A 17,154-nucleotide genomic window follows, 5' to 3' on the forward strand; every position below is an offset into this window, starting at 1 on the left:
GGCTAGCCGACCTTCTCGACGAAAACGCGGATGGTGCCGCCGCAGGACAGCCCGACATTCCAGGCGGTCTCGTCGGCCACGCCGAACTCCAGCATTTTGGGCTTGCCGCTCTCGATCACATCCATGGCCTCGGTGACCACGGCGCCCTCGACGCAGCCGCCGGAGACCGACCCCAGGAAGGTGCCCTCGTCGTTGATGACGAGGCTCGAGCCCGCAGGGCGCGGCGCCGAGCCCCAGGTCTCCACCACGGTGGCAAGCGCGACGCCGCGGCCGGCCTTCTGCCAGTCCTCCGCCGCCTTCAGGATATCCTCGTCGCGATCGAGCATGTTTGGCCTCTCAGGCTACGGAGCGGATCAGGCTGCGGTGATGCGGCGGCAGCGGCCGGGAGAGCGTGGTGATCAGCTCCTGGATCGAACTCAAATTATGCACGGGCCGGAATTCGTCAACGTGCGGGAGCATCATTTTGATGCCCTGCGCCTTGGCCTCGAAGCCGCCGAACCGCAGCAGCGGGTTGAGCCAGATCAGCCGCCGGCAGGACCGGTGCAGCCGGTCCATCTCGAAGGCGAGCCTGGAATCGGCCTCCCGCTCCAGTCCGTCCGAGATCAGGAGCACGATGGCGCCCTGGCTCAGCACGCGCCGCGCCCACAATTTATTGAAGTTGTGCAGCGAGGCCGAGATCCTGGTGCCTCCGGCCCAATCCTCGACCGAGGCCGAGCAGCTTGCCAGCGCCTCGTCAGGGTCCCGCTGGCGCAGCGCACGGGTGACGTTGGTCAGCCGCGTGCCGAACAGGAACACCGAGACGCGCTTGCGCGCGTCCCCGATGGCATGCAGGAAATGCAGGAACAGGCGGGTGTACTCGCTCATCGAGCCCGAGATATCGAGCAGCGCGACGATCGGCGCCGGCTTCTCGATACGCCCCAGGCGATGGATGTCGATGATGTCACCGCCGGTGCGGAGCGATGCGCGCAGCGTGCGGCGCAGGTCGAGGCGCAGCCCGCGCGGATCGGGTCGGTGCCGGCGCGTCAGCAACTCGGCCTGCGGCAGGTGCATGCGCTCGATGGCGCGGAGCGCTTCGGTGATCTCGGCCGCGCTCATCTGCGCAAAATCCTTCTTCTGAAGGATCTCCTTGTCGGAGACCGACAGGCGCAGATCCTGCTCCTGGTGCTGCGGCGTCTCGGTCATGCGCGGCTGCGACATCGCCTCCTGCACGCGGCGGGCGCCGGCCTGCGGCTTCTTCTTGGCCTGCTCCGGCAGCGGCACCGAGTCCAGCATGTGCTTCCACTCTTCCGAGGCGCGGAAGAACAGGTTGAAGGCCTGCTTGAAGATCAGCGCATGCTCGTGGCGCTTGACGAAGATCGCCTCCAGCGTGGTGAAGACGTCGGCGCGGTTGCCGATGTCGATCACCTGGAGCGCGCTCATGGCGTCGATCACCGCCCCCGGCCCGACCGGCATGCTCGCTGCTCGCAACGCACGGGCAAACCCGACGATGTTATCGGCGAACTGCTCGGTTTGCTCGGGCGCCAGGTGGTTGATGGCCATGGTTCAGCACTCTCACTCATCATCCCGTCGCGGCGCGCCGAATGACGAGCTCAGTCGTGACGCGGAGCGTCAATTCTCGCTCGTCGCTTCCTTCAGCACCTTCTGCAGGGTATCGCCCTGCATCCGGGTGATGTCGTCCTGGTACTTGAGCAGCGCGCCCAGCGTGTCGCCGACCACTTGCGGGGTCAGCGAGCGGGCATCGAGCTCCGACAGCGCGGTCGCCCAGTCGATGGTCTCGGCGACGCCGGGCGACTTGTAGAAGTCCTGGTTACGCAGCGCCTGGACGAAGCGCACGACCTGCTGCGACAGTTTTGCCGAGATGCCGGGCACGCGCGTCTTGACGATCGCGAGCTCACGCTCGGCGGCCGGATAGTCGACCCAGTGATAGAGACAGCGCCGCTTCAGCGCGTCGTGGATCTCGCGGGTGCGGTTGGAGGTGATGATCACGATCGGCGGGTGCGGGGCCTTCACGGTGCCGAATTCGGGGATGGTCACCTGGAAGTCGCTGAGGATTTCGAGCAGGTACGCCTCGAACGCCTCGTCGGCGCGGTCGAGCTCGTCGATCAGCAGCACGGGCGGACCGGCAACGTCGGGCTCCAGCGCCTGGAGCAGCGGCCGCTTGATCATGTAGCGATCGGCGAAGATGTCGCTCGAGAGCTGCTCGCGGTCGGTGTCGCCGGCGGCTTCCGCCATCCGGATCGCGATCATCTGCGCGGCGCTGTTCCACTCGTAGACCGCGGAGGACACGTCGAGGCCTTCGTAGCACTGGAGCCGGATCAGCTTCCGCCCGAGAGCTGCCGACAGCACTTTCGCGATCTCGGTCTTGCCGACGCCGGCCTCGCCTTCCAGGAACAGCGGACGCCCCATGCGCAGCGACAGATAGGTCACCGTCGCCAAGGACCGCTCGGCGAGGTAGCCGCGCGACGTCAGGAGTTCGAGCATCGCATCGACCGATGCCGGCAATACAACTGAAGTATTGGCACCGGACGTATTGGCCGCTGAGGTCATGAAAAAGCCAGTCTCGCTACGCCCTCACCGGGGACAAGTATGGCCGAGGCGTGAGGTTCACTCACTCCTTGGCATTGGCGGCATCGAGGGCGCGCCGCGTCAGCACCCCGATGAGATGCGCGCGGTATTCGGCGCTGCCGTGGATGTCGCTGTTGAGGCCGTCCGCCGGCACCTCGATGCCATCAAGCGCCTTCGCGGCGAAGCGCTTCTTCAGGGCTTCCTCGAACGCGGTGACACGGAACACGCCTTCCGAGCCGGCGCCGGTGACGGCGACCCGCACGTCCGACGGACGCCGCGCCACGAACACGCCGACCAGCGCGTAACGCGAGGCCTGGTTGCGGAACTTGATGTAGGCCGCCTTCTTCGGCAGCGGGAACATCACCTTGGTGATGATCTCGTCGGCTTCGAGCGCCGTCGTGAACAGGCCCTGGAAATACTCTTCCGCCTTGAGGCGGCGCTTGTTGGTGACGATGGTGGCACCCAGCGCGAGCACCGCGGCCGGATAGTCCGCGGTCGGATCGTTGTTGGCGAGCGAGCCGCCGATCGTGCCCTTGTGGCGCACGGCGGGATCGCCGATCTGGCCGGCAAGGCTCGCCAGCGCCGGAATGGCTTCACCGACGATCGCGGAGCTTGCGACCTCGGCGTGCCTGGCGGTGGCGCCGATCACGAGCGCGCGACCCTTCATCTCGATCGTGTCGAGCCCCTCGATGTGGGAGAGGTCGACCAGATGCGGCGGGCTGGCGAGGCGCTGCTTCATGACGGGAATCAGCGTGTGGCCGCCGGCGATCACCTTGGCGTCTTCGTTCTTCACCAGGAGGTTGGCGGCCTGGCGAACGGTCCCAGGGCGATGATATTTGAATTCGTACATCTGAATGTCCTGATCGCAGAATGCGCGCGCGGTTACGCGAGATCGGATTTCGCCATCGCCTTGGCGCCGGCGGAGATCGACGCGACGATGTTCTGGTAGCCGGTGCAACGGCAGAGATTGCCTTCCAGCTCCTCGCGGATGGTGTGGTCGTCGAGCTCGTTGCCCTTGCGATGGACGATGTCGATCGCGGTCATGATCATGCCGGGCGTGCAGAAGCCGCACTGCAAGCCGTGGTGCTCGCGGAAGGCCTCCTGCATCGGGTGCAGCGGCGCTCCGTCGGCGGCCAGTCCCTCGATCGTCTTGACCTCGTGGCCGTCGGCCATCACGGCCAGCGTGGTGCAGGACTTCACGGCCTTACCGTCGAGATGCACGACACAGGCGCCGCACTGCGAGGTGTCGCAACCGACATGGGTGCCGGTCAGGCGCAGATTCTCGCGCAGGAACTGCACCAGCAAGGTGCGGGGATCGACATTGGCCGTAACAGGATTGCCGTTCACGATGAGGGAGATTTTTGCCATAAGCACTCTCTGTCAGCGCCCCGACGGGTCCCGTCGAAGCGGTTCTTATAATTATTCCAACCCATCATATGGGCCATTATGCCCCGGGGCAACATCGCCCGGGGCGCAAGCGGCCATGCCAAAAGGCGCAGTGCTGAAGCCGGGGTTCAGCCCTGTACCGCCTTGGCGAAGTTCGCGAAAAATTCGTCGGCCAGCTTCTTGGCGGTGCCGTTGATCAGGCGCTGGCCGAGCTGCGCCAACTTGCCGCCGATCTGCGCCTCGACGTCGTAGGACAACAGCGTGCCGCCGTCCTTCTCCGCCAGCTTGACCACGGCGCCGCCCTTGGCGAAGCCGGCCACCCCGCCCTCGCCTTCACCGGAGATCTTGTAGCCGTTCGGCGGGTCAAGATCGGAGAGCGTGACCTTGCCCTTGAAGCGCGCCGACACCGGCCCGACCTTCATTTTCGCCGTCGCGCGAAAGCCGCCGTCGTCGGTTTTCTCCAGCTCCTCGCAGCCGGGGATGCAGGCCTTCAGCACCTCTGGATTATTGAGCTTCTCCCACACGGCCTCGCGCGGCGCCGCAAGCTGGACTTCGCCGTTCATCGTCATGGCCATGGGGTGCCTCCCGGGATGCGTCACTATAATGCTGATCAAGTAACGCACGGAGGCCGCAAAGGAAAGGGCGGCCCTGGGTCACGTGCAATGCATATTCGCAACTGCAAAAAGCTTGCGCTGATGGTTTGGGATTGGCACAGGCGGGGCATGGTGGTTAGGTCCCGCACGATATGAGCACATCCCTCTCCCCCCTGCTCGCGCCGATGCTGTCGAGCGCAGCCATGCGCGCGGTCTGCGACGACCGGTCTACCCTCCAGAACATGCTCGATTTCGAGGCAGCTTTGGCACGGGCCGAGGTCGCCACCGGCGTGATTCCCGCATCCGCGGTGGGCCCGATCGAGGCCGCCTGCAAGGCGGATACCTTCGACATGGCCGCGCTGGCCGAGGCCGCGACGCGATCCGGCAATCTTGCGATTCCGCTGGTCAAGGCGCTGACCGCCAGTGTCGGCAAGGCTGACGCCGAGGCCGCGCGCTACGTGCATTGGGGCGCGACCAGCCAGGATGTCATCGACACCGCGACCATGCTCACATTGCGCGCCGGCATCGAGGTGCTGGACGCCGACCTCAGCCGCGCCATCAGGGGCTTTGCGGCGCTGGCGCGCAGCCATCGCAACACCGCGATGGTGGCGCGGACCTGGCTTCAGCACGCGCTGCCGATGCCGTTCGGGCTGAAGGCCGCCGAGTACGCATCAAGCCTCGCCCGCGCCCGCTGCCGCCTGCGGCGGCTCTCCCGCGAGGGCCTTGCGCTGCAATTTGGCGGCGCGGCCGGCACGCTCGCGGCGCTCGGCGACAAGGGCCTCGCGGTGGCAGAGCGGTTGGCGCAGGAGCTGAACCTGCCGCTGCCGGAAGCGCCCTGGCACACCCATCGCGACCGGATCGCGGAAGCCGCATCATGCTTTGCGATTCTCGCCGGAAGCTGCGGCAAGATCGCGCGCGATGTTTCGCTGATGATGCAGACCGATGTCGGCGAAGCCTTCGAGCCCGCCGGCGAAGGCCGCGGCGGCTCCTCGACCATGCCGCACAAGCGCAACCCGGTCGCGGCCGCCAGCGCGCTGGGCGCAGCGACCATGGCCCCGCAACTCGCTGCGACACTGTTCGCCGCTCAGGTGCAGGACCATGAGCGCAGCGCCGGGCCCTGGCACGCGGAATGGCCGACGCTGCCGCAATTGATGCTGGTCGCCTCCGGCGCCCTCGCCGCCATCGTCGACATCGCGGAGGGCCTTGACGTCGATGCCGCGCGCATGCGCAGCAATCTCGATGCGACCCACGGCCTGATTATGGCGGAAGCGGTCACCTTTGCGCTCGCCGACAAGATCGGCAAGAGCGATGCGCATCATCTAGTCGAGGCCGCGAGCAAGCGCGCGGTTGCCGAGAAGAAGCATCTGCGCGAGGTGCTCTCGGCCGATTCGCAAGTCACCGCGCATCTGACGCCGGAAAAAATTGCGGCATTGTTCGAGCCGATGGCCTATCAAGGGGCATCGCAAGCTTTGATCGACCGGCTGCTCAACAGCCTCGATCGCGAATAAAAACCGCAGATACGACGGAGACGCCACGATGCCCATGATCGATGCCGACGGTTGCCTGATCAACGTCTCCGTCGAGGGCCGCGACGGCGGGCCGACGCTGATGTTGTCGAACTCGCTCGGCTGCACGCTTCAGATGTGGGAGCCGCAGATGAAGGCGCTGACGCAGGTGTTTCGCGTCATCCGCTACGACCGCCGCGGCCACGGCAAGTCGAACGTGCCGCCCGCCCCCTATACGATGGAGCGCTTCGGCCGCGACGTGCTGGCGATCCTCGACGACCTCAACATCGAGAAGGTGCACTGGTGCGGCCTGTCGATGGGCGGCATGGTCGGGCAATGGCTGGGCGCCAATGCGCCTGAAAGATTCGGCAAGCTCATCCTCGCCAACACCTCCTGCTATTATGCCGAGCCGACCAAATGGCTGGAACGCATCGACGCCGTGAAGAAGGGCGGCATCGCGGCGGTTGCCGACGCCGTCATCGCGGGCTGGCTGACGCAGGATTTCCGCGAGCGCGAGCCTGATATCACCGCCAGGATGAAGTCGATGCTGCTCGCCACCCCGGTCGAGGGGTATCTCGCCTGCTGCGAGGCGCTGTCGACGCTCGACCAGCGCGAGATGCTCGCCAAGATCAAGAGCCCGACGCTGGTGATCGCCGGCCGCCACGACATGGCGACGCCGATCTCGGCGGGTGAGCTGATCCGCTCGAACATTCCCGGCGCCAGCATGACCATCATCGACGCCGCCCACATTTCCAACGTCGAGCAGCCGCACGCGTTCACTGACGCGGTGGTGGGCTTTTTGACGCAACGCTGACCACACAACGTCGTCATTGCGAGCGCAGCGAAGCAATCCAGAAATCCCTCTGCGGTGACAGACTGGATTGCTTCGTCGCTACGCTCCTCGCAATGACGGAGAGGAGGATAGACCATGGACGACCAGAAGCGCCGCGATGCCGGCATGAACGTGCGCCGGAAAGTGCTGGGCAATGCCTGGGTCGACAAGTCGATCGCGGGTCGCAACGCGTTCAACACCGATTTCCAGGACATGATCACGCGCTATGCCTGGGGTGAGATCTGGACACGGCCGCATTTCGACGAGCGCACGCGGCGCGTGCTCGTGATCGGCACCATGGTCGCGCTGGGGCAGTGGGACGAATTCCGTCTGCATGTGCGCGCGGCGCTCGCCGAGGGTGGCTTCACCCCCGACGACATCAAGGAAATCCTGCTGCAGCAGGCGATCTACTGCGGCGTGCCGGCGGTGAACCACGCCGTCAAGGAAGCCTCAGCGATTGTGCAGGAGCTCGGCCTGCTCAAGACCTAGCGGCGCTGCGGTCTCGACGGTCTCCTGAACGATCTTGGGCGCCGGGTCCGGCCGTTCGATCACCACGACGATGGCGGCACCGAGCAAGAGCAGCAGCTCGGTGGCGTGCAGGCGGAGTGCGGCCAGCTCGCCGACCTTCGAGGCCATCACCATGCTCGCGAACGAGATGATGCTGCCGATTGCCAGCGCAATGCCGAGCGCCTCGTCGCTGCCGCCGTTCTTGCGGACACGAGGGATGCACAGCAGCACCAGATAGATGGCGAAGAACGCAACGACCGTCAGCCGGCCCAGCGCCAGCAGCCAGGCGGCTCGCACCGTGTCCATCCCCGCCATCTGGAGATGGTCGCTGAGGAACAGCGCCACCGCGACACTCGGCCGCTCATAGAGGCCGTGCACCGGTGCCATGAAGATGTTGAAGGCGACCAGGGTCCAGGCCGGAATGAAATAGGCCGCCAGCAGCGCGCCGTTGACCGAGCCGATCCGCCAATTCCTGAACATGCCGCTTCCCGCTTCGCCAGCTTACGCGCCTTCAATGGGAAGGCTTTGCGGGGAGCTAACTCGCATCAGACTATGGCGGCAATTTAAACCCTTTGTTTACCTTAACCGGCCCGCCGGGCGGGCCTGTCCAAAGAAAAAAGGCCCCGCCTTTCGGCGGGCCCCGCCCTCCTTTGCTCCCAAACTAATTGTCCTGACCGTGCTGGCCGCCCTGCTGCTGGCCGGGCTTTTCGCTCTGGCGCTGCGGATCCTGCTGCTGCTGTCCGGGTTTCTGGCCGCCGCCCTGCTGCTGCCCGGGGCGCTGCTGGCCGGGGTTCTGAGACTGCTGGCCCGGATTCTGGTTCTGCTGCTTCGTCATGGGGGAAACTCCCTTGTTAGACGTCAGAGGGGAGACAACGGCCGCCATCCACTTTGGTTGCTGTGCGGAACCCGGTTCCTCGCAGCTGCGGAACCCCGGAGATGACATTCGTAATGAAATGACCTCTGTACAAGCCCTTATGTCGATGCCCGGCCAGTTGCAGCCGCCAGTTCCCTCCTGTTACAAAACGAGAAGAAAGCTTAGGGGCTGCCGGGGCCCGAGAAGAAACTCAAGCACACTCTCTCGAATAGCTCCCTTTGAGCCGCGTCAGGTTTGGTAACGGCAGCCCATGGATTATTTCGCCCAGCAGCTCATCAACGGTCTCGTTCTGGGCTCGATCTACGGCCTGATCGCCATCGGTTATACGATGGTCTACGGCATCGTCGGCATGATCAATTTCGCCCATGGCGATGTCTTCATGATCGGCGGCTTCATCGCCCTGATCACCTTCCTGATCCTGGTCTCGCTCGGCCTGACTGCGATCCCGGTGATCCTGCTGGTGGTGCTGCTGGTCGCGATGGCGATCACTGCGCTCTATGGCTGGACCATCGAGCGCATCGCCTACCGGCCTCTGCGTCATTCCTTCCGCCTCGCCCCGATGCTGTCGGCGATCGGCATGTCCTTCGTGCTGACCAATTACTCGCAGGTGGCGCAGGGCGCGCGCGTCAAGCCGATCCCGCCCTTCATCACCGGCGGCTACACCCTGCATGAGAGCACGGACGGCTTCGTCATCCAGCTCTCCAACATCCAGATCATGGTGGTCGTCACCACCATCGTGCTGCTGGCGCTCTTCACCTGGCTGGTGTCGCGCACCCGCCTCGGGCGCGACATGCGCGCCTGCGAGCAGGACCAGACCATGGCGGCGCTGCTCGGCGTCAACGTCGACCGCACCATCTCCATGACCTTCGTGATCGGCGCCGCGCTCGCCGCGGTCGCGGGCCTGATGTACCTGCTCTATTACGGCCTGGTGGATTTCTTCATGGGCTTCGTCGCCGGCATCAAGGCGTTCACGGCGGCCGTGCTCGGCGGCATCGGCTCGCTGCCTGGCGCCATGCTGGGCGGTCTCGCGATCGGCCTGATCGAGACGTTCTGGTCGGCCTATTTCTCGGTCGAGTACAAGGACGTCGCGGCGTTCTCGATCCTGATCGTCGTGCTGATCTTCATGCCGACCGGCCTGCTCGGCCGTCCCGAAGTCGAAAAAGTCTGACGGTCACGCGTGACAGCTCCCTCGACCAACACGGCCAAACCTGCAACGGGCATCCCCGCTCTCCTGAAGACGGCCTTCATCAACGCCCTGATCGCGCTGGTGCTGTTCTCGCTGATGGTCGGCATCCGCACCGAAGCGGGTTCCGACGGCCAGCTCACCTATTGGACGCGCTTCGGCGAGGTCGCCTCCCTCGTGGCCGCCGTGTTCGGCGGCTCGATCGTGATCGAACTGCTCAGGCAATGGATCGGCCCGACCGGCGCAGAGAAGCTGGTGCCGCCGGCGGTGCAGAGCGGAATATCGTTCGTCGGCCGCTACCTCGCACCCGCGCTCCTGATCTTCACGCTGCTGGTGCCGGTCATCTTCTATGACCAGCGCTACATCCTGGATCTCGCGATCCTCGTGCTCACCTACGTGATGCTGGGCTGGGGCCTCAACGTCGTGGTCGGGCTCGCCGGCCTGCTCGATCTCGGCTACGTCGCCTTTTATGCGGTGGGTGCTTATTCCTATGCGCTGCTTGCGACCAATTTCGGCTGGTCGTTCTGGGTCTGCCTGCCGCTTGCCGGCATCCTCGCCGCGTTCTGGGGCGTGCTGCTCGGCTTCCCCGTGCTGCGCCTGCGCGGCGACTATCTCGCCATCGTGACGCTCGCCTTCGGCGAGATCATCCGCCTCGTCATCATCAACTGGCAGGAACTCACCGGCGGGCCCAACGGGGTTTCCAGCATTCCGCGCCCCTCCTTCTTCGGCATCCCGCTCGACAACAGCGACAACGGGCTCGCGGCAAAACTCGGCATCGAATATTCGCCGACCCACCGCATCGTCTTCCTGTTCTACCTGATCCTGGCGCTCGCGCTGCTCACCAACTGGGTGACGATCCGGCTGCGTCGCCTGCCGATCGGCCGCGCATGGGAAGCCCTGCGCGAGGACGAGGTCGCCTGCCGCGCGCTCGGCATCAACACCACGACCACCAAGCTCACGGCGTTCGCGACCGGCGCCATGTTCGGCGGCTTCGCCGGCGCGTTCTTCGCAACGCGCCAGGGCTTCATCAGCCCGGAATCCTTCACCTTCCAGGAATCGGCGCTGGTGCTCGCCATCGTCGTGCTCGGCGGCATGGGCTCGCAGCTCGGCGTCGCGCTCGCTGCGCTCGCCATGATCGGCGGCTTCGAGCTGTTCCGCAGCCTCGAGACCTACCGCATGCTGGTGTTCGGCATGGCCATGGTGCTGATCATGATCTGGCGGCCGCGCGGCCTGATCGGCCATCGCGCACCGACCGTGTATCTGACCAAGGCGCAGGCGATCTCCTCCGACCTCGTCAAGGAAGGGCACGGATGAGCGGCGACAAGACCAGCGACAAGATTCTTGGCGTCGACCGGCTGACCATGCGTTTCGGCGGCATCGTTGCCGTGCAGGACCTGTCGTTTGCGGCCGAACGGAAGAAGATCACCGCGCTGATCGGACCGAACGGCGCCGGCAAGACCACCGTGTTCAATTGTATCACCGGCTTCTACAAGCCGAGCGGCGGCGCCATTCGCCTCACCCATGACGACGGCAAGGTGGTCGCGCTGGAGCGGCTCAACGATTTCCGAATCGCCAAGCAGGCCAGGGTGGCGCGCACCTTCCAGAACATCCGCCTGTTTCCCGGCATGACCGCGCTGGAAAACCTGATGGTGGCGCAGCACAACGCGTTGATGCGCGCCTCCGGCTTCACCTTCCTGGGCCTCGTCGGCGCCCCGGTTTACCGGGAGGCCGAAAAGCGCGCGATCGATCTCGCCACCGACTGGCTCAGGCGGGTCCATCTGCTCGATCGGGCCGACGACGCGGCCGGCAATCTCGCCTATGGCGACCAGCGCCGGCTCGAGATCGCGCGCGCGATGTGCACCGAGCCCGCGCTGCTGTGCCTGGACGAGCCCGCCGCAGGTCTCAACGCGCGCGAGAGCGCCGCCTTGAGCGAGCTCCTGCTCTCGATCCGCAACGAGCTCGGCACCTCGATCCTGCTGATCGAGCACGATATGTCGGTGGTGATGGAGATCTCCGACCAGATCGTGGTGATGGACCATGGCGTCAAGATCGCGGAAGGCTCGCCGCGCGAGATCCGCGACGATCCCAAGGTGATCGCGGCCTATCTCGGCACCGACGAGGAAGAGGCCGTAGCAGTGATGGAGAGCGGGTCGTGACGTCGCCGGCTCCCCTGCTCGCGATCCGCGGGCTGCGCGCCGCCTATGGCAAGATCGAGGCGCTGAAAGGCGTCGACGTCGAGATCAATGCCGGTGAGATCGTCGCCCTGATCGGCGCCAACGGCGCCGGCAAGTCGACGCTGATGATGACGATCTTCGGCAAGCCGCGCGCCCGCTCCGGCCAGATCCTGTACGAAGGCCGCGACATCACCGACGTTCCGACCCATGAGATCGCACATCTGCGAATCGCGCAATCGCCGGAAGGCCGCCGCATCTTCCCGCGCATGAGCGTGGCGGAAAACCTCCAGATGGGGGCGGACGCCACCGGATGCACGGACGCGGAACGCGAGGCCACGCTGCAACGCGTGTTCACGCTGTTTCCGCGCCTGAAGGAGCGCTACGCCCAGCGCGGCGGAACGCTGTCCGGCGGCGAGCAGCAGATGCTGGCAATCGGCCGCGCCCTGATGAGCCGTCCCCGCCTGCTTCTGCTCGACGAGCCCTCTCTCGGCCTGGCGCCTTTGATCGCCCGCCAGATCTTCGATGCGATCCGCACCCTCAACCGGCAGGACGGCCTGACCGTGCTGATCGTCGAGCAGAACGCCAACCATGCGCTGAAGCTCGCCCATCGCGGCTACGTCATGGTCAACGGCCTGATCACGCTGGCCGGGACCGGCGCCGAGTTGTTGCAGCGCCCCGAGATTCGCGCCGCATACCTGGAAGGCGGCCGGCACGGCTGAGGCTGCCCAGAGCGGCCCCCGGTGCGGAGCACGTGCGGCCGAATGTGGCGAGATATCTCCGCCAATGCCCGTATTTTGCCGGTGACTTCTCCCAGGATTCATTCAAGAATGGCGCCGGTTTGAACCGGGGCGAACCCGGCAACTTCCACAGGCGACCACCCGCGAGGTATCTCATGAAATCACTGAAGCTCATCGGTCTGGCATTCGGCGCGTCGCTCGCGCTGTCGAGCGCGGCGTTCGCGCAGGATGTCACCGTCGCAGTCGCAGGCCCGATGACCGGCGGCGAGTCCGCCTTCGGCCGCCAGATGAAGAACGGCGCCGAGATGGCCGTGGCTGACATCAACGCCGCCGGCGGCGTCAACGGCAAGAAGCTCGCGCTCACCGTCGAGGACGACGCCTGCGACCCGAAACAGGCACGCTCGATCGCCGAGAAGATCGCCGGCGCGAAAATCCCGTTCGTCGCCGGGCACTATTGCTCGTCGTCGTCGATCCCCGCCTCCGAAGCGTATGCCGACGGCAACGTACTCCAGATCACGCCGGCCTCCACCAACCCGAAGTTCACCGATAGCGGGCTGTGGAACGTGGCGCGCGTCTGCGGCCGCGACGACCAGCAGGGCCTGGTTGCCGCGCAGTACATCGCCAAGAACTACAAGGGCAAGAACATCGCCATCCTCAACGACAAGACCACCTACGGCAAGGGTCTCGCCGATGAGACCAAGAAGGCGCTCAACAAGGCCGGCATCACCGAGAAGATGTACGAGTCCTACAACAAGGGCGACAAGGACTTCAACGCGATCGTCTCGCGCCTGAAGCGCGACAACATCGACCTCGTCTATGTCGGCGGCTACCATCAGGAGAGCGGCCTGATCCTGCGCCAGATGCGTGACCAGGGCCTCAAGACGATCCTGATGGCCGGCGATGCGCTCGCCGACAAGGAGTACGCCTCCATCACCGGCCCGGCCGGCGAAGGCACGCTGTTCACCTTCGGCCCCGATCCGCGCAACAAGCCGACCGCGAAGAAGATCGTCGACGCCTTCAAGGCCAAGAACATCGACCCCGAGGGCTACACGCTCTACACCTACGCGGCGATGCAGGTCTGGTCGCAGGCGGCGAAGAAGGCCAACACCACTGACGCCAAGAAGGTCATGGCGGCGATCAAGGCCGGCAAGTGGGACACCGTGATCGGCCCGATCGAGTATGACGCCAAGGGCGACATCAAGCAGCTCGACTATGTCGTCTACAAGTGGGACGCCAAGGGCGGCTACGCCGAGATCAAGGGCAACGGCACCTGAGACAGGATGCCTGACCTTTTAACCAGATCGATCCCAACGCCCCGGTTCGCCGGGGCGTTTTCTTTTGCCGTACGGTCAGACCGCTGCGGAGAGCTCGCCGCCCGCCGCAGCCTGAGCCTTCCGCAGTGCTTGCAGGAGATCGTTCGGCCGAAACGGCTTTTGCAGACATACCACGTCGGCCAGACCAGGCGCCTCGCCCATGAAATCCAGCGCGGTCATTCCGGAGACCGCGACGATCGGAAACCCGGGAACTCGCTCGCGAATGGCCACCATGACGTCGACGCCGCTCGTATCGGCCAGGAAAATGTCGACAATCGCAGCATCGAAGGCGTCCTCGCTGAAGGCCTTCAGGCCCGCCGCGCCGCTATCGGCCTCGACCACGTCGAACCGGTTGACCCGAAGCACGATCGCGACCATGGCGCGGACGTCCTTCTGGTCGTCGACAATGAGGACACGGGGCATAGGGAACAACTCCCGGATTCATATCATTATTTGGTTCAATTCACCGCAAAGGGACGGCAAGGCAGTATGAGTCGATCCTAGTAAAGCACCTCTTACCGATTACCCGTTCCGAGTCCCCCTCCAGGTTAAGTAAGCTGTAACCGTCGGTTGAGTCGCACCCGCTTTCTGTCAGGATGCGCGCCCGGAGCGCGCTACCATGAAGGTAACGGCTTCCCGGCCGGAAGGGATTGACGTAGGAGGTCATCATGCCGGCTTACGAGAGATCGACGTGCTAGCGCCCAACGACCGAAGCACATTCCTGTCGACCTTGCCGGCTACGCGGAGCGATCGCACCGCGGCATTGGCAATCGTCGGCGTCAGCGCGATCCTGTTCGCGCTGGCGGTACCCTTTGCAGGAATGCCGCTCGTACAGGTGCCGGCCTTCGTGGCGAGCTACCAGTCGGCGCTCGCCGTCAGCGACATCATCACCGCCGTTCTGCTGCTGTCGCAGTTCGCCGTACTGCGCAGCCGCGGGCTGCTGCTGCTGGCGACCGGCTATCTGTTCACCGCGGCCGCCGCGGTGACCCATGCCCTCACCTTCCCCGGACTGTTCGCCCCGGCCGGATTGTTCGGTGCAGGCCCGCAGACCACCGTCTGGCTCTACATGATCTGGCACGGCGGTTTCCCGCTGTTCGTGCTGTCCTATGCCTGGCTGAAGGACGGCAATGGCGGCAGCAGGATTGAAGGCTCGACAGCTTCCGCGATAGCACTCTCCGTGGCCGGCGTGATCGTCGCGATGACCGTCTTCGCCTGGCTGGTGACTGCGCAGCACGGCCTGCTGCCGGTGCTGCTCAAGGACGGCCACTACACCACCACCATGATCGGCGTGGTGTCGTTCGTGTGGTCCCTGAGCTTCGCGGCGCTGGTCACGCTGTGGTTTCGCAAGCCGCACACGGTGATCGACGTCTGGCTGATGGTCACGATGTGCGCCTGGCTGTTCGACATCGCGCTGTCGGCGATCGTCAACGTCGCCCGTTTCGACCTCGGGTTCTATGCCGGCCGGCTCTACGGCCTCGGCGCGTCGAGCTTCGTGCTCGCGGTGCTGCTCATCGAGAACGTGCGCCTTCAGGCCAATACGGCAGGCATGGTCGGCGCGCTGCAGCGGCAGTCGAGCTCGGAGCGGAACTATTATGCCGAGCGCGAGCGGCTGTTCAGCGCCGTCGTCGAATCCTCCAACGACGCCATCATCACCAAGTCGCTCGACGGCACCATCACGTCCTGGAACAACGCGGCCGAGCGCGTCTTCGGCTACTCCGCCAACGAGGCGATCGGCCGCCAGGTCGACATCATCATGCCCGAGGGGCAGCGCGAGGAAGTCGCCGAAATGCTGGCCCGCACCCGCAACGGCGAGGTCATCGACCAGCACGAGACCGTGCGGCTGCACAAGAACGGCCAGCCGATCGACGTCTTGCTGAGCCAGGTCCCGCTGCGATCGACCGACGGCAAGATCATCGGCGCCTCCAAGGTCGCCCGCGACATCACCGAACGGAAGCGGGCGGAATCCGCCCTCAACCGCGAGATCGAGGAGCGCCAGCGCATCTTCGAGACCTCGCAGGACCTGATCCTCGTCACGGACGGTTACGGCAATTTCATCCAGATCAGCCCCAGCGTGAAGGACATCCTCGGGTTCAAGCCGGAGGACATGATCGGGCACAGCGCCATCGAGTTCATTCACCCCGATGACCTCGACAAGACGCGGGGCGAGATGCGCGCGGCGCGGCGTGGCGCCGTCAAGCGCAGCTTCGAGGCGCGCTACTACCATTACGACGGTCACGAGGTGACGCTGAACTGGATGGGCACCTGGTCGGAGCCGGTGAAGCGCCATTTCTTCATCGGCCGCGACCTCACCGAGAAGCAGGCCGCAGAAGCCCAGCTCAGGCAGGTCCAGAAGATGGACTCCATCGGCCAGCTAACCGGCGGCGTCGCTCACGATTTCAACAACGTACTGACCGTCATCACCGGCACGATCGGCATCCTCGCGGATGCGGTGGCCGACCGTCCCGAGCTCGCCGCCATCACCAAGCTGATCGACGACGCCGCCGAGCGCGGCGCGCAACTGACCAAGCACCTGCTCGCCTTTGCCCGCAAGCAGCCGCTCCAGCCGCGCGAAATCGACGTCAATGCGCTGGCGCTCGAGGCCGCCAAGCTGCTGCACCCGACCCTCGGCGAGCAGATCACCATCATGCCGCAGCTCACCGAGGATGCCTGGCCGGCGCTGGTCGACCCGGGCCAGCTTTCCACCGCGATCCTCAATCTCGCGCTGAACGCGCGCGACGCCATGCCGGACGGCGGCACCCTGGTGCTGGAGACCCGCAACATCTTCCTCGACGACGGCTATGCCAGCATGAATCCCGATGTCGTCGCCGGCAGCTATGTGATGATCGCGGTCAGCGACACCGGCACGGGCATTCCGCCGGACCTGGTCGAGCGGGTGTTCGACCCGTTCTTCACCACCAAGGAGGTCGGCAAGGGCACTGGCCTCGGGCTCAGCATGGTGTTCGGCTTCGTCAAGCAGTCCGGCGGCCACATCAAGATCTACAGCGAGGAGGGTCACGGCACGAGCGTGAAGATCTACCTGCCGCGCTCGAGCGGCGCGCAAGAGGCCGAGTTCGAGGCGCTCCAGAACGTGCCCATCACCGGCGGCGACGAGAAGATCCTGATCGTCGAGGACGACGCGCTGGTGCGGCAATACGTCGTGACCCAGATCAAGAGCCTCGGTTATGCCGCGCTCGAGGCCGCCAACGCGGCCGAAGCCCTCACCATCATCGATGCCGACAAGGGGATCGACCTGCTCTTCACCGACATCATCATGCCGGGCCACATGAACGGCCGCCAGCTCGCGGACGAGGCGGCGCGACGGCGTCCCGACCTGAAGACGCTGTTCACCTCGGGCTACACCGAGAACGCCATCGTCCATCACGGCCGGCTCGATTCCGGCGTGCTGCTGCTGGCCAAGCCCTACCGCAAATCCGAGCTTGCCAAGATGCTCAGGACCGCGCTGGCGAGTTGAGCCTGCTGCATCA

18 protein-coding genes are annotated in these 17,154 nt (G+C 65.3%); 9 read left to right on the top strand and 9 right to left on the bottom strand.

Annotation, left to right across the window (positions count from 1 at the left end):
* Positions 1-2 precede the first annotated feature (2 nt).
* The 6 genes from NLM15_RS28625 to NLM15_RS28650 form a co-directional block, all read right to left on the bottom strand.
* A complete protein-coding gene (locus tag NLM15_RS28625; protein WP_008564652.1) occupies positions 3-326 on the bottom strand; it encodes an XdhC family protein in 324 nt (107 codons plus the stop codon).
* Between the two features lie 10 nt (positions 327-336).
* Positions 337-1,539 (bottom strand): VWA domain-containing protein, encoded by a 1,203-nt coding sequence (locus NLM15_RS28630; RefSeq protein ID WP_254120974.1) that lies wholly within the window; start codon positions 1,537-1,539, stop codon positions 337-339.
* Between the two features lie 69 nt (positions 1,540-1,608).
* The gene (locus NLM15_RS28635) at positions 1,609-2,547 is read right to left on the bottom strand and encodes a MoxR family ATPase (RefSeq protein ID WP_254120976.1); all 939 of its coding nucleotides are present in this window, start codon (positions 2,545-2,547) and stop codon (positions 1,609-1,611) included.
* Positions 2,548-2,608: 61 nt separating this feature from the next.
* Positions 2,609-3,415 (bottom strand): xanthine dehydrogenase family protein subunit M, encoded by an 807-nt coding sequence (locus NLM15_RS28640; RefSeq protein ID WP_254120978.1) that lies wholly within the window; start codon positions 3,413-3,415, stop codon positions 2,609-2,611.
* Positions 3,416-3,447: 32 nt separating this feature from the next.
* On the bottom strand, positions 3,448-3,933 hold the full coding sequence (locus NLM15_RS28645) for a (2Fe-2S)-binding protein (RefSeq protein WP_008137528.1): 486 nt from the start codon (positions 3,931-3,933) through the stop codon (positions 3,448-3,450).
* A 146-nt stretch (positions 3,934-4,079) separates the two neighbouring features.
* Positions 4,080-4,526: a carbon monoxide dehydrogenase subunit G gene (locus NLM15_RS28650; RefSeq protein WP_254120980.1), complete on the bottom strand. Its 447-nt coding sequence runs from the start codon at positions 4,524-4,526 to the stop codon at positions 4,080-4,082.
* 170 nt (positions 4,527-4,696) lie between these two features.
* Between NLM15_RS28650 and NLM15_RS28655 the strand changes: the two genes are divergently transcribed.
* From NLM15_RS28655 to NLM15_RS28665, 3 genes are all read left to right on the top strand, one after another.
* Positions 4,697-6,052, top strand: a complete 1,356-nt coding sequence (locus NLM15_RS28655) for a 3-carboxy-cis,cis-muconate cycloisomerase (protein ID WP_254120982.1) — start codon at positions 4,697-4,699, stop codon at positions 6,050-6,052.
* 28 nt (positions 6,053-6,080) lie between these two features.
* Complete coding sequence (gene pcaD, locus NLM15_RS28660; RefSeq protein WP_254120984.1) at positions 6,081-6,863, top strand: 3-oxoadipate enol-lactonase; 783 nt, start codon at positions 6,081-6,083, stop codon at positions 6,861-6,863.
* A 114-nt stretch (positions 6,864-6,977) separates the two neighbouring features.
* On the top strand, positions 6,978-7,370 hold the full coding sequence (locus tag NLM15_RS28665) for a carboxymuconolactone decarboxylase family protein (RefSeq protein ID WP_254120989.1): 393 nt from the start codon (positions 6,978-6,980) through the stop codon (positions 7,368-7,370).
* On the opposite strand, the gene NLM15_RS28670 is transcribed toward NLM15_RS28665, so the two are convergent.
* Both NLM15_RS28670 and NLM15_RS28675 read right to left on the bottom strand, forming a co-directional pair.
* Positions 7,332-7,868 (bottom strand): hypothetical protein, encoded by a 537-nt coding sequence (locus NLM15_RS28670; protein ID WP_254120990.1) that lies wholly within the window; start codon positions 7,866-7,868, stop codon positions 7,332-7,334. The two genes, NLM15_RS28665 and NLM15_RS28670, sit on opposite strands and share 39 nt — an antisense overlap.
* Positions 7,869-8,049: 181 nt before the next feature.
* Positions 8,050-8,223, bottom strand: coding sequence for a hypothetical protein (locus tag NLM15_RS28675; RefSeq protein WP_254120992.1), 174 nt, complete (start codon positions 8,221-8,223; stop codon positions 8,050-8,052).
* Between the two features lie 289 nt (positions 8,224-8,512).
* On the opposite strand from NLM15_RS28675, the gene NLM15_RS28680 reads away from it, so the two are divergent.
* The 5 genes from NLM15_RS28680 to NLM15_RS28700 all read left to right on the top strand — a co-directional run bounded on the left by NLM15_RS28680 (position 8,513) and on the right by NLM15_RS28700 (position 13,630).
* A complete protein-coding gene (locus NLM15_RS28680; protein WP_254120994.1) occupies positions 8,513-9,430 on the top strand; it encodes a branched-chain amino acid ABC transporter permease LivH in 918 nt (305 codons plus the stop codon).
* A 9-nt stretch (positions 9,431-9,439) separates the two neighbouring features.
* Positions 9,440-10,759: a high-affinity branched-chain amino acid ABC transporter permease LivM gene (gene livM, locus NLM15_RS28685; protein ID WP_254120996.1), complete on the top strand. Its 1,320-nt coding sequence runs from the start codon at positions 9,440-9,442 to the stop codon at positions 10,757-10,759.
* Positions 10,756-11,601 (top strand): ABC transporter ATP-binding protein, encoded by an 846-nt coding sequence (locus NLM15_RS28690; RefSeq protein WP_254120998.1) that lies wholly within the window; start codon positions 10,756-10,758, stop codon positions 11,599-11,601. Before livM ends, NLM15_RS28690 begins: the two co-directional genes overlap by 4 nt.
* Entirely contained in the window at positions 11,598-12,338 is a 741-nt protein-coding gene (locus tag NLM15_RS28695; RefSeq protein WP_254121000.1) for an ABC transporter ATP-binding protein, read from the top strand. Before NLM15_RS28690 ends, NLM15_RS28695 begins: the two co-directional genes overlap by 4 nt.
* A 173-nt stretch (positions 12,339-12,511) precedes the next feature.
* Positions 12,512-13,630: a branched-chain amino acid ABC transporter substrate-binding protein gene (locus NLM15_RS28700; protein ID WP_254121002.1), complete on the top strand. Its 1,119-nt coding sequence runs from the start codon at positions 12,512-12,514 to the stop codon at positions 13,628-13,630.
* Between the two features lie 75 nt (positions 13,631-13,705).
* Here NLM15_RS28700 and NLM15_RS28705 read toward each other — a convergent pair whose 3' ends face one another.
* Positions 13,706-14,092, bottom strand: a complete 387-nt coding sequence (locus NLM15_RS28705) for a response regulator (protein ID WP_254121004.1) — start codon at positions 14,090-14,092, stop codon at positions 13,706-13,708.
* A 196-nt stretch (positions 14,093-14,288) separates the two neighbouring features.
* Here NLM15_RS28705 and NLM15_RS28710 point away from each other — a divergent pair, with 196 nt between their 5' ends.
* Entirely contained in the window at positions 14,289-17,141 is a 2,853-nt protein-coding gene (locus NLM15_RS28710) for a PAS domain S-box protein (protein WP_254121006.1), read from the top strand.
* Positions 17,142-17,154 lie beyond the last annotated feature (13 nt).

This window comes from Bradyrhizobium sp. CCGB20 (genome assembly GCF_024199855.1).
Taxonomy (GTDB): Bacteria; Pseudomonadota; Alphaproteobacteria; order Rhizobiales; family Xanthobacteraceae; genus Bradyrhizobium.

Excerpts from the sequence above, each read along its gene's own strand:
- NLM15_RS28625 (WP_008564652.1), bottom strand. The coding sequence starts at position 326 with ATGCTCGATCGCGACGAGGATATCCTGAAGGCGGCGGAGGACTGGCAG.
- NLM15_RS28680 (WP_254120994.1), top strand. The coding sequence starts at position 8,513 with ATGGATTATTTCGCCCAGCAGCTCATCAACGGTCTCGTTCTGGGCTCG.
- NLM15_RS28635 (WP_254120976.1), bottom strand. The coding sequence starts at position 2,547 with ATGACCTCAGCGGCCAATACGTCCGGTGCCAATACTTCAGTTGTATTG.
- NLM15_RS28640 (WP_254120978.1), bottom strand. The coding sequence starts at position 3,415 with ATGTACGAATTCAAATATCATCGCCCTGGGACCGTTCGCCAGGCCGCC.
- pcaD (WP_254120984.1), top strand. The coding sequence starts at position 6,081 with ATGCCCATGATCGATGCCGACGGTTGCCTGATCAACGTCTCCGTCGAG.
- NLM15_RS28630 (WP_254120974.1), bottom strand. The coding sequence starts at position 1,539 with ATGGCCATCAACCACCTGGCGCCCGAGCAAACCGAGCAGTTCGCCGAT.
- NLM15_RS28655 (WP_254120982.1), top strand. The coding sequence starts at position 4,697 with ATGAGCACATCCCTCTCCCCCCTGCTCGCGCCGATGCTGTCGAGCGCA.
- NLM15_RS28705 (WP_254121004.1), bottom strand. The coding sequence starts at position 14,092 with ATGCCCCGTGTCCTCATTGTCGACGACCAGAAGGACGTCCGCGCCATG.
- NLM15_RS28670 (WP_254120990.1), bottom strand. The coding sequence starts at position 7,868 with ATGTTCAGGAATTGGCGGATCGGCTCGGTCAACGGCGCGCTGCTGGCG.
- NLM15_RS28645 (WP_008137528.1), bottom strand. The coding sequence starts at position 3,933 with ATGGCAAAAATCTCCCTCATCGTGAACGGCAATCCTGTTACGGCCAAT.
- NLM15_RS28690 (WP_254120998.1), top strand. The coding sequence starts at position 10,756 with ATGAGCGGCGACAAGACCAGCGACAAGATTCTTGGCGTCGACCGGCTG.
- NLM15_RS28710 (WP_254121006.1), top strand. The coding sequence starts at position 14,289 with ATGAAGGTAACGGCTTCCCGGCCGGAAGGGATTGACGTAGGAGGTCAT.
- NLM15_RS28650 (WP_254120980.1), bottom strand. The coding sequence starts at position 4,526 with ATGGCCATGACGATGAACGGCGAAGTCCAGCTTGCGGCGCCGCGCGAG.
- NLM15_RS28675 (WP_254120992.1), bottom strand. The coding sequence starts at position 8,223 with ATGACGAAGCAGCAGAACCAGAATCCGGGCCAGCAGTCTCAGAACCCC.
- NLM15_RS28665 (WP_254120989.1), top strand. The coding sequence starts at position 6,978 with ATGGACGACCAGAAGCGCCGCGATGCCGGCATGAACGTGCGCCGGAAA.
- NLM15_RS28700 (WP_254121002.1), top strand. The coding sequence starts at position 12,512 with ATGAAATCACTGAAGCTCATCGGTCTGGCATTCGGCGCGTCGCTCGCG.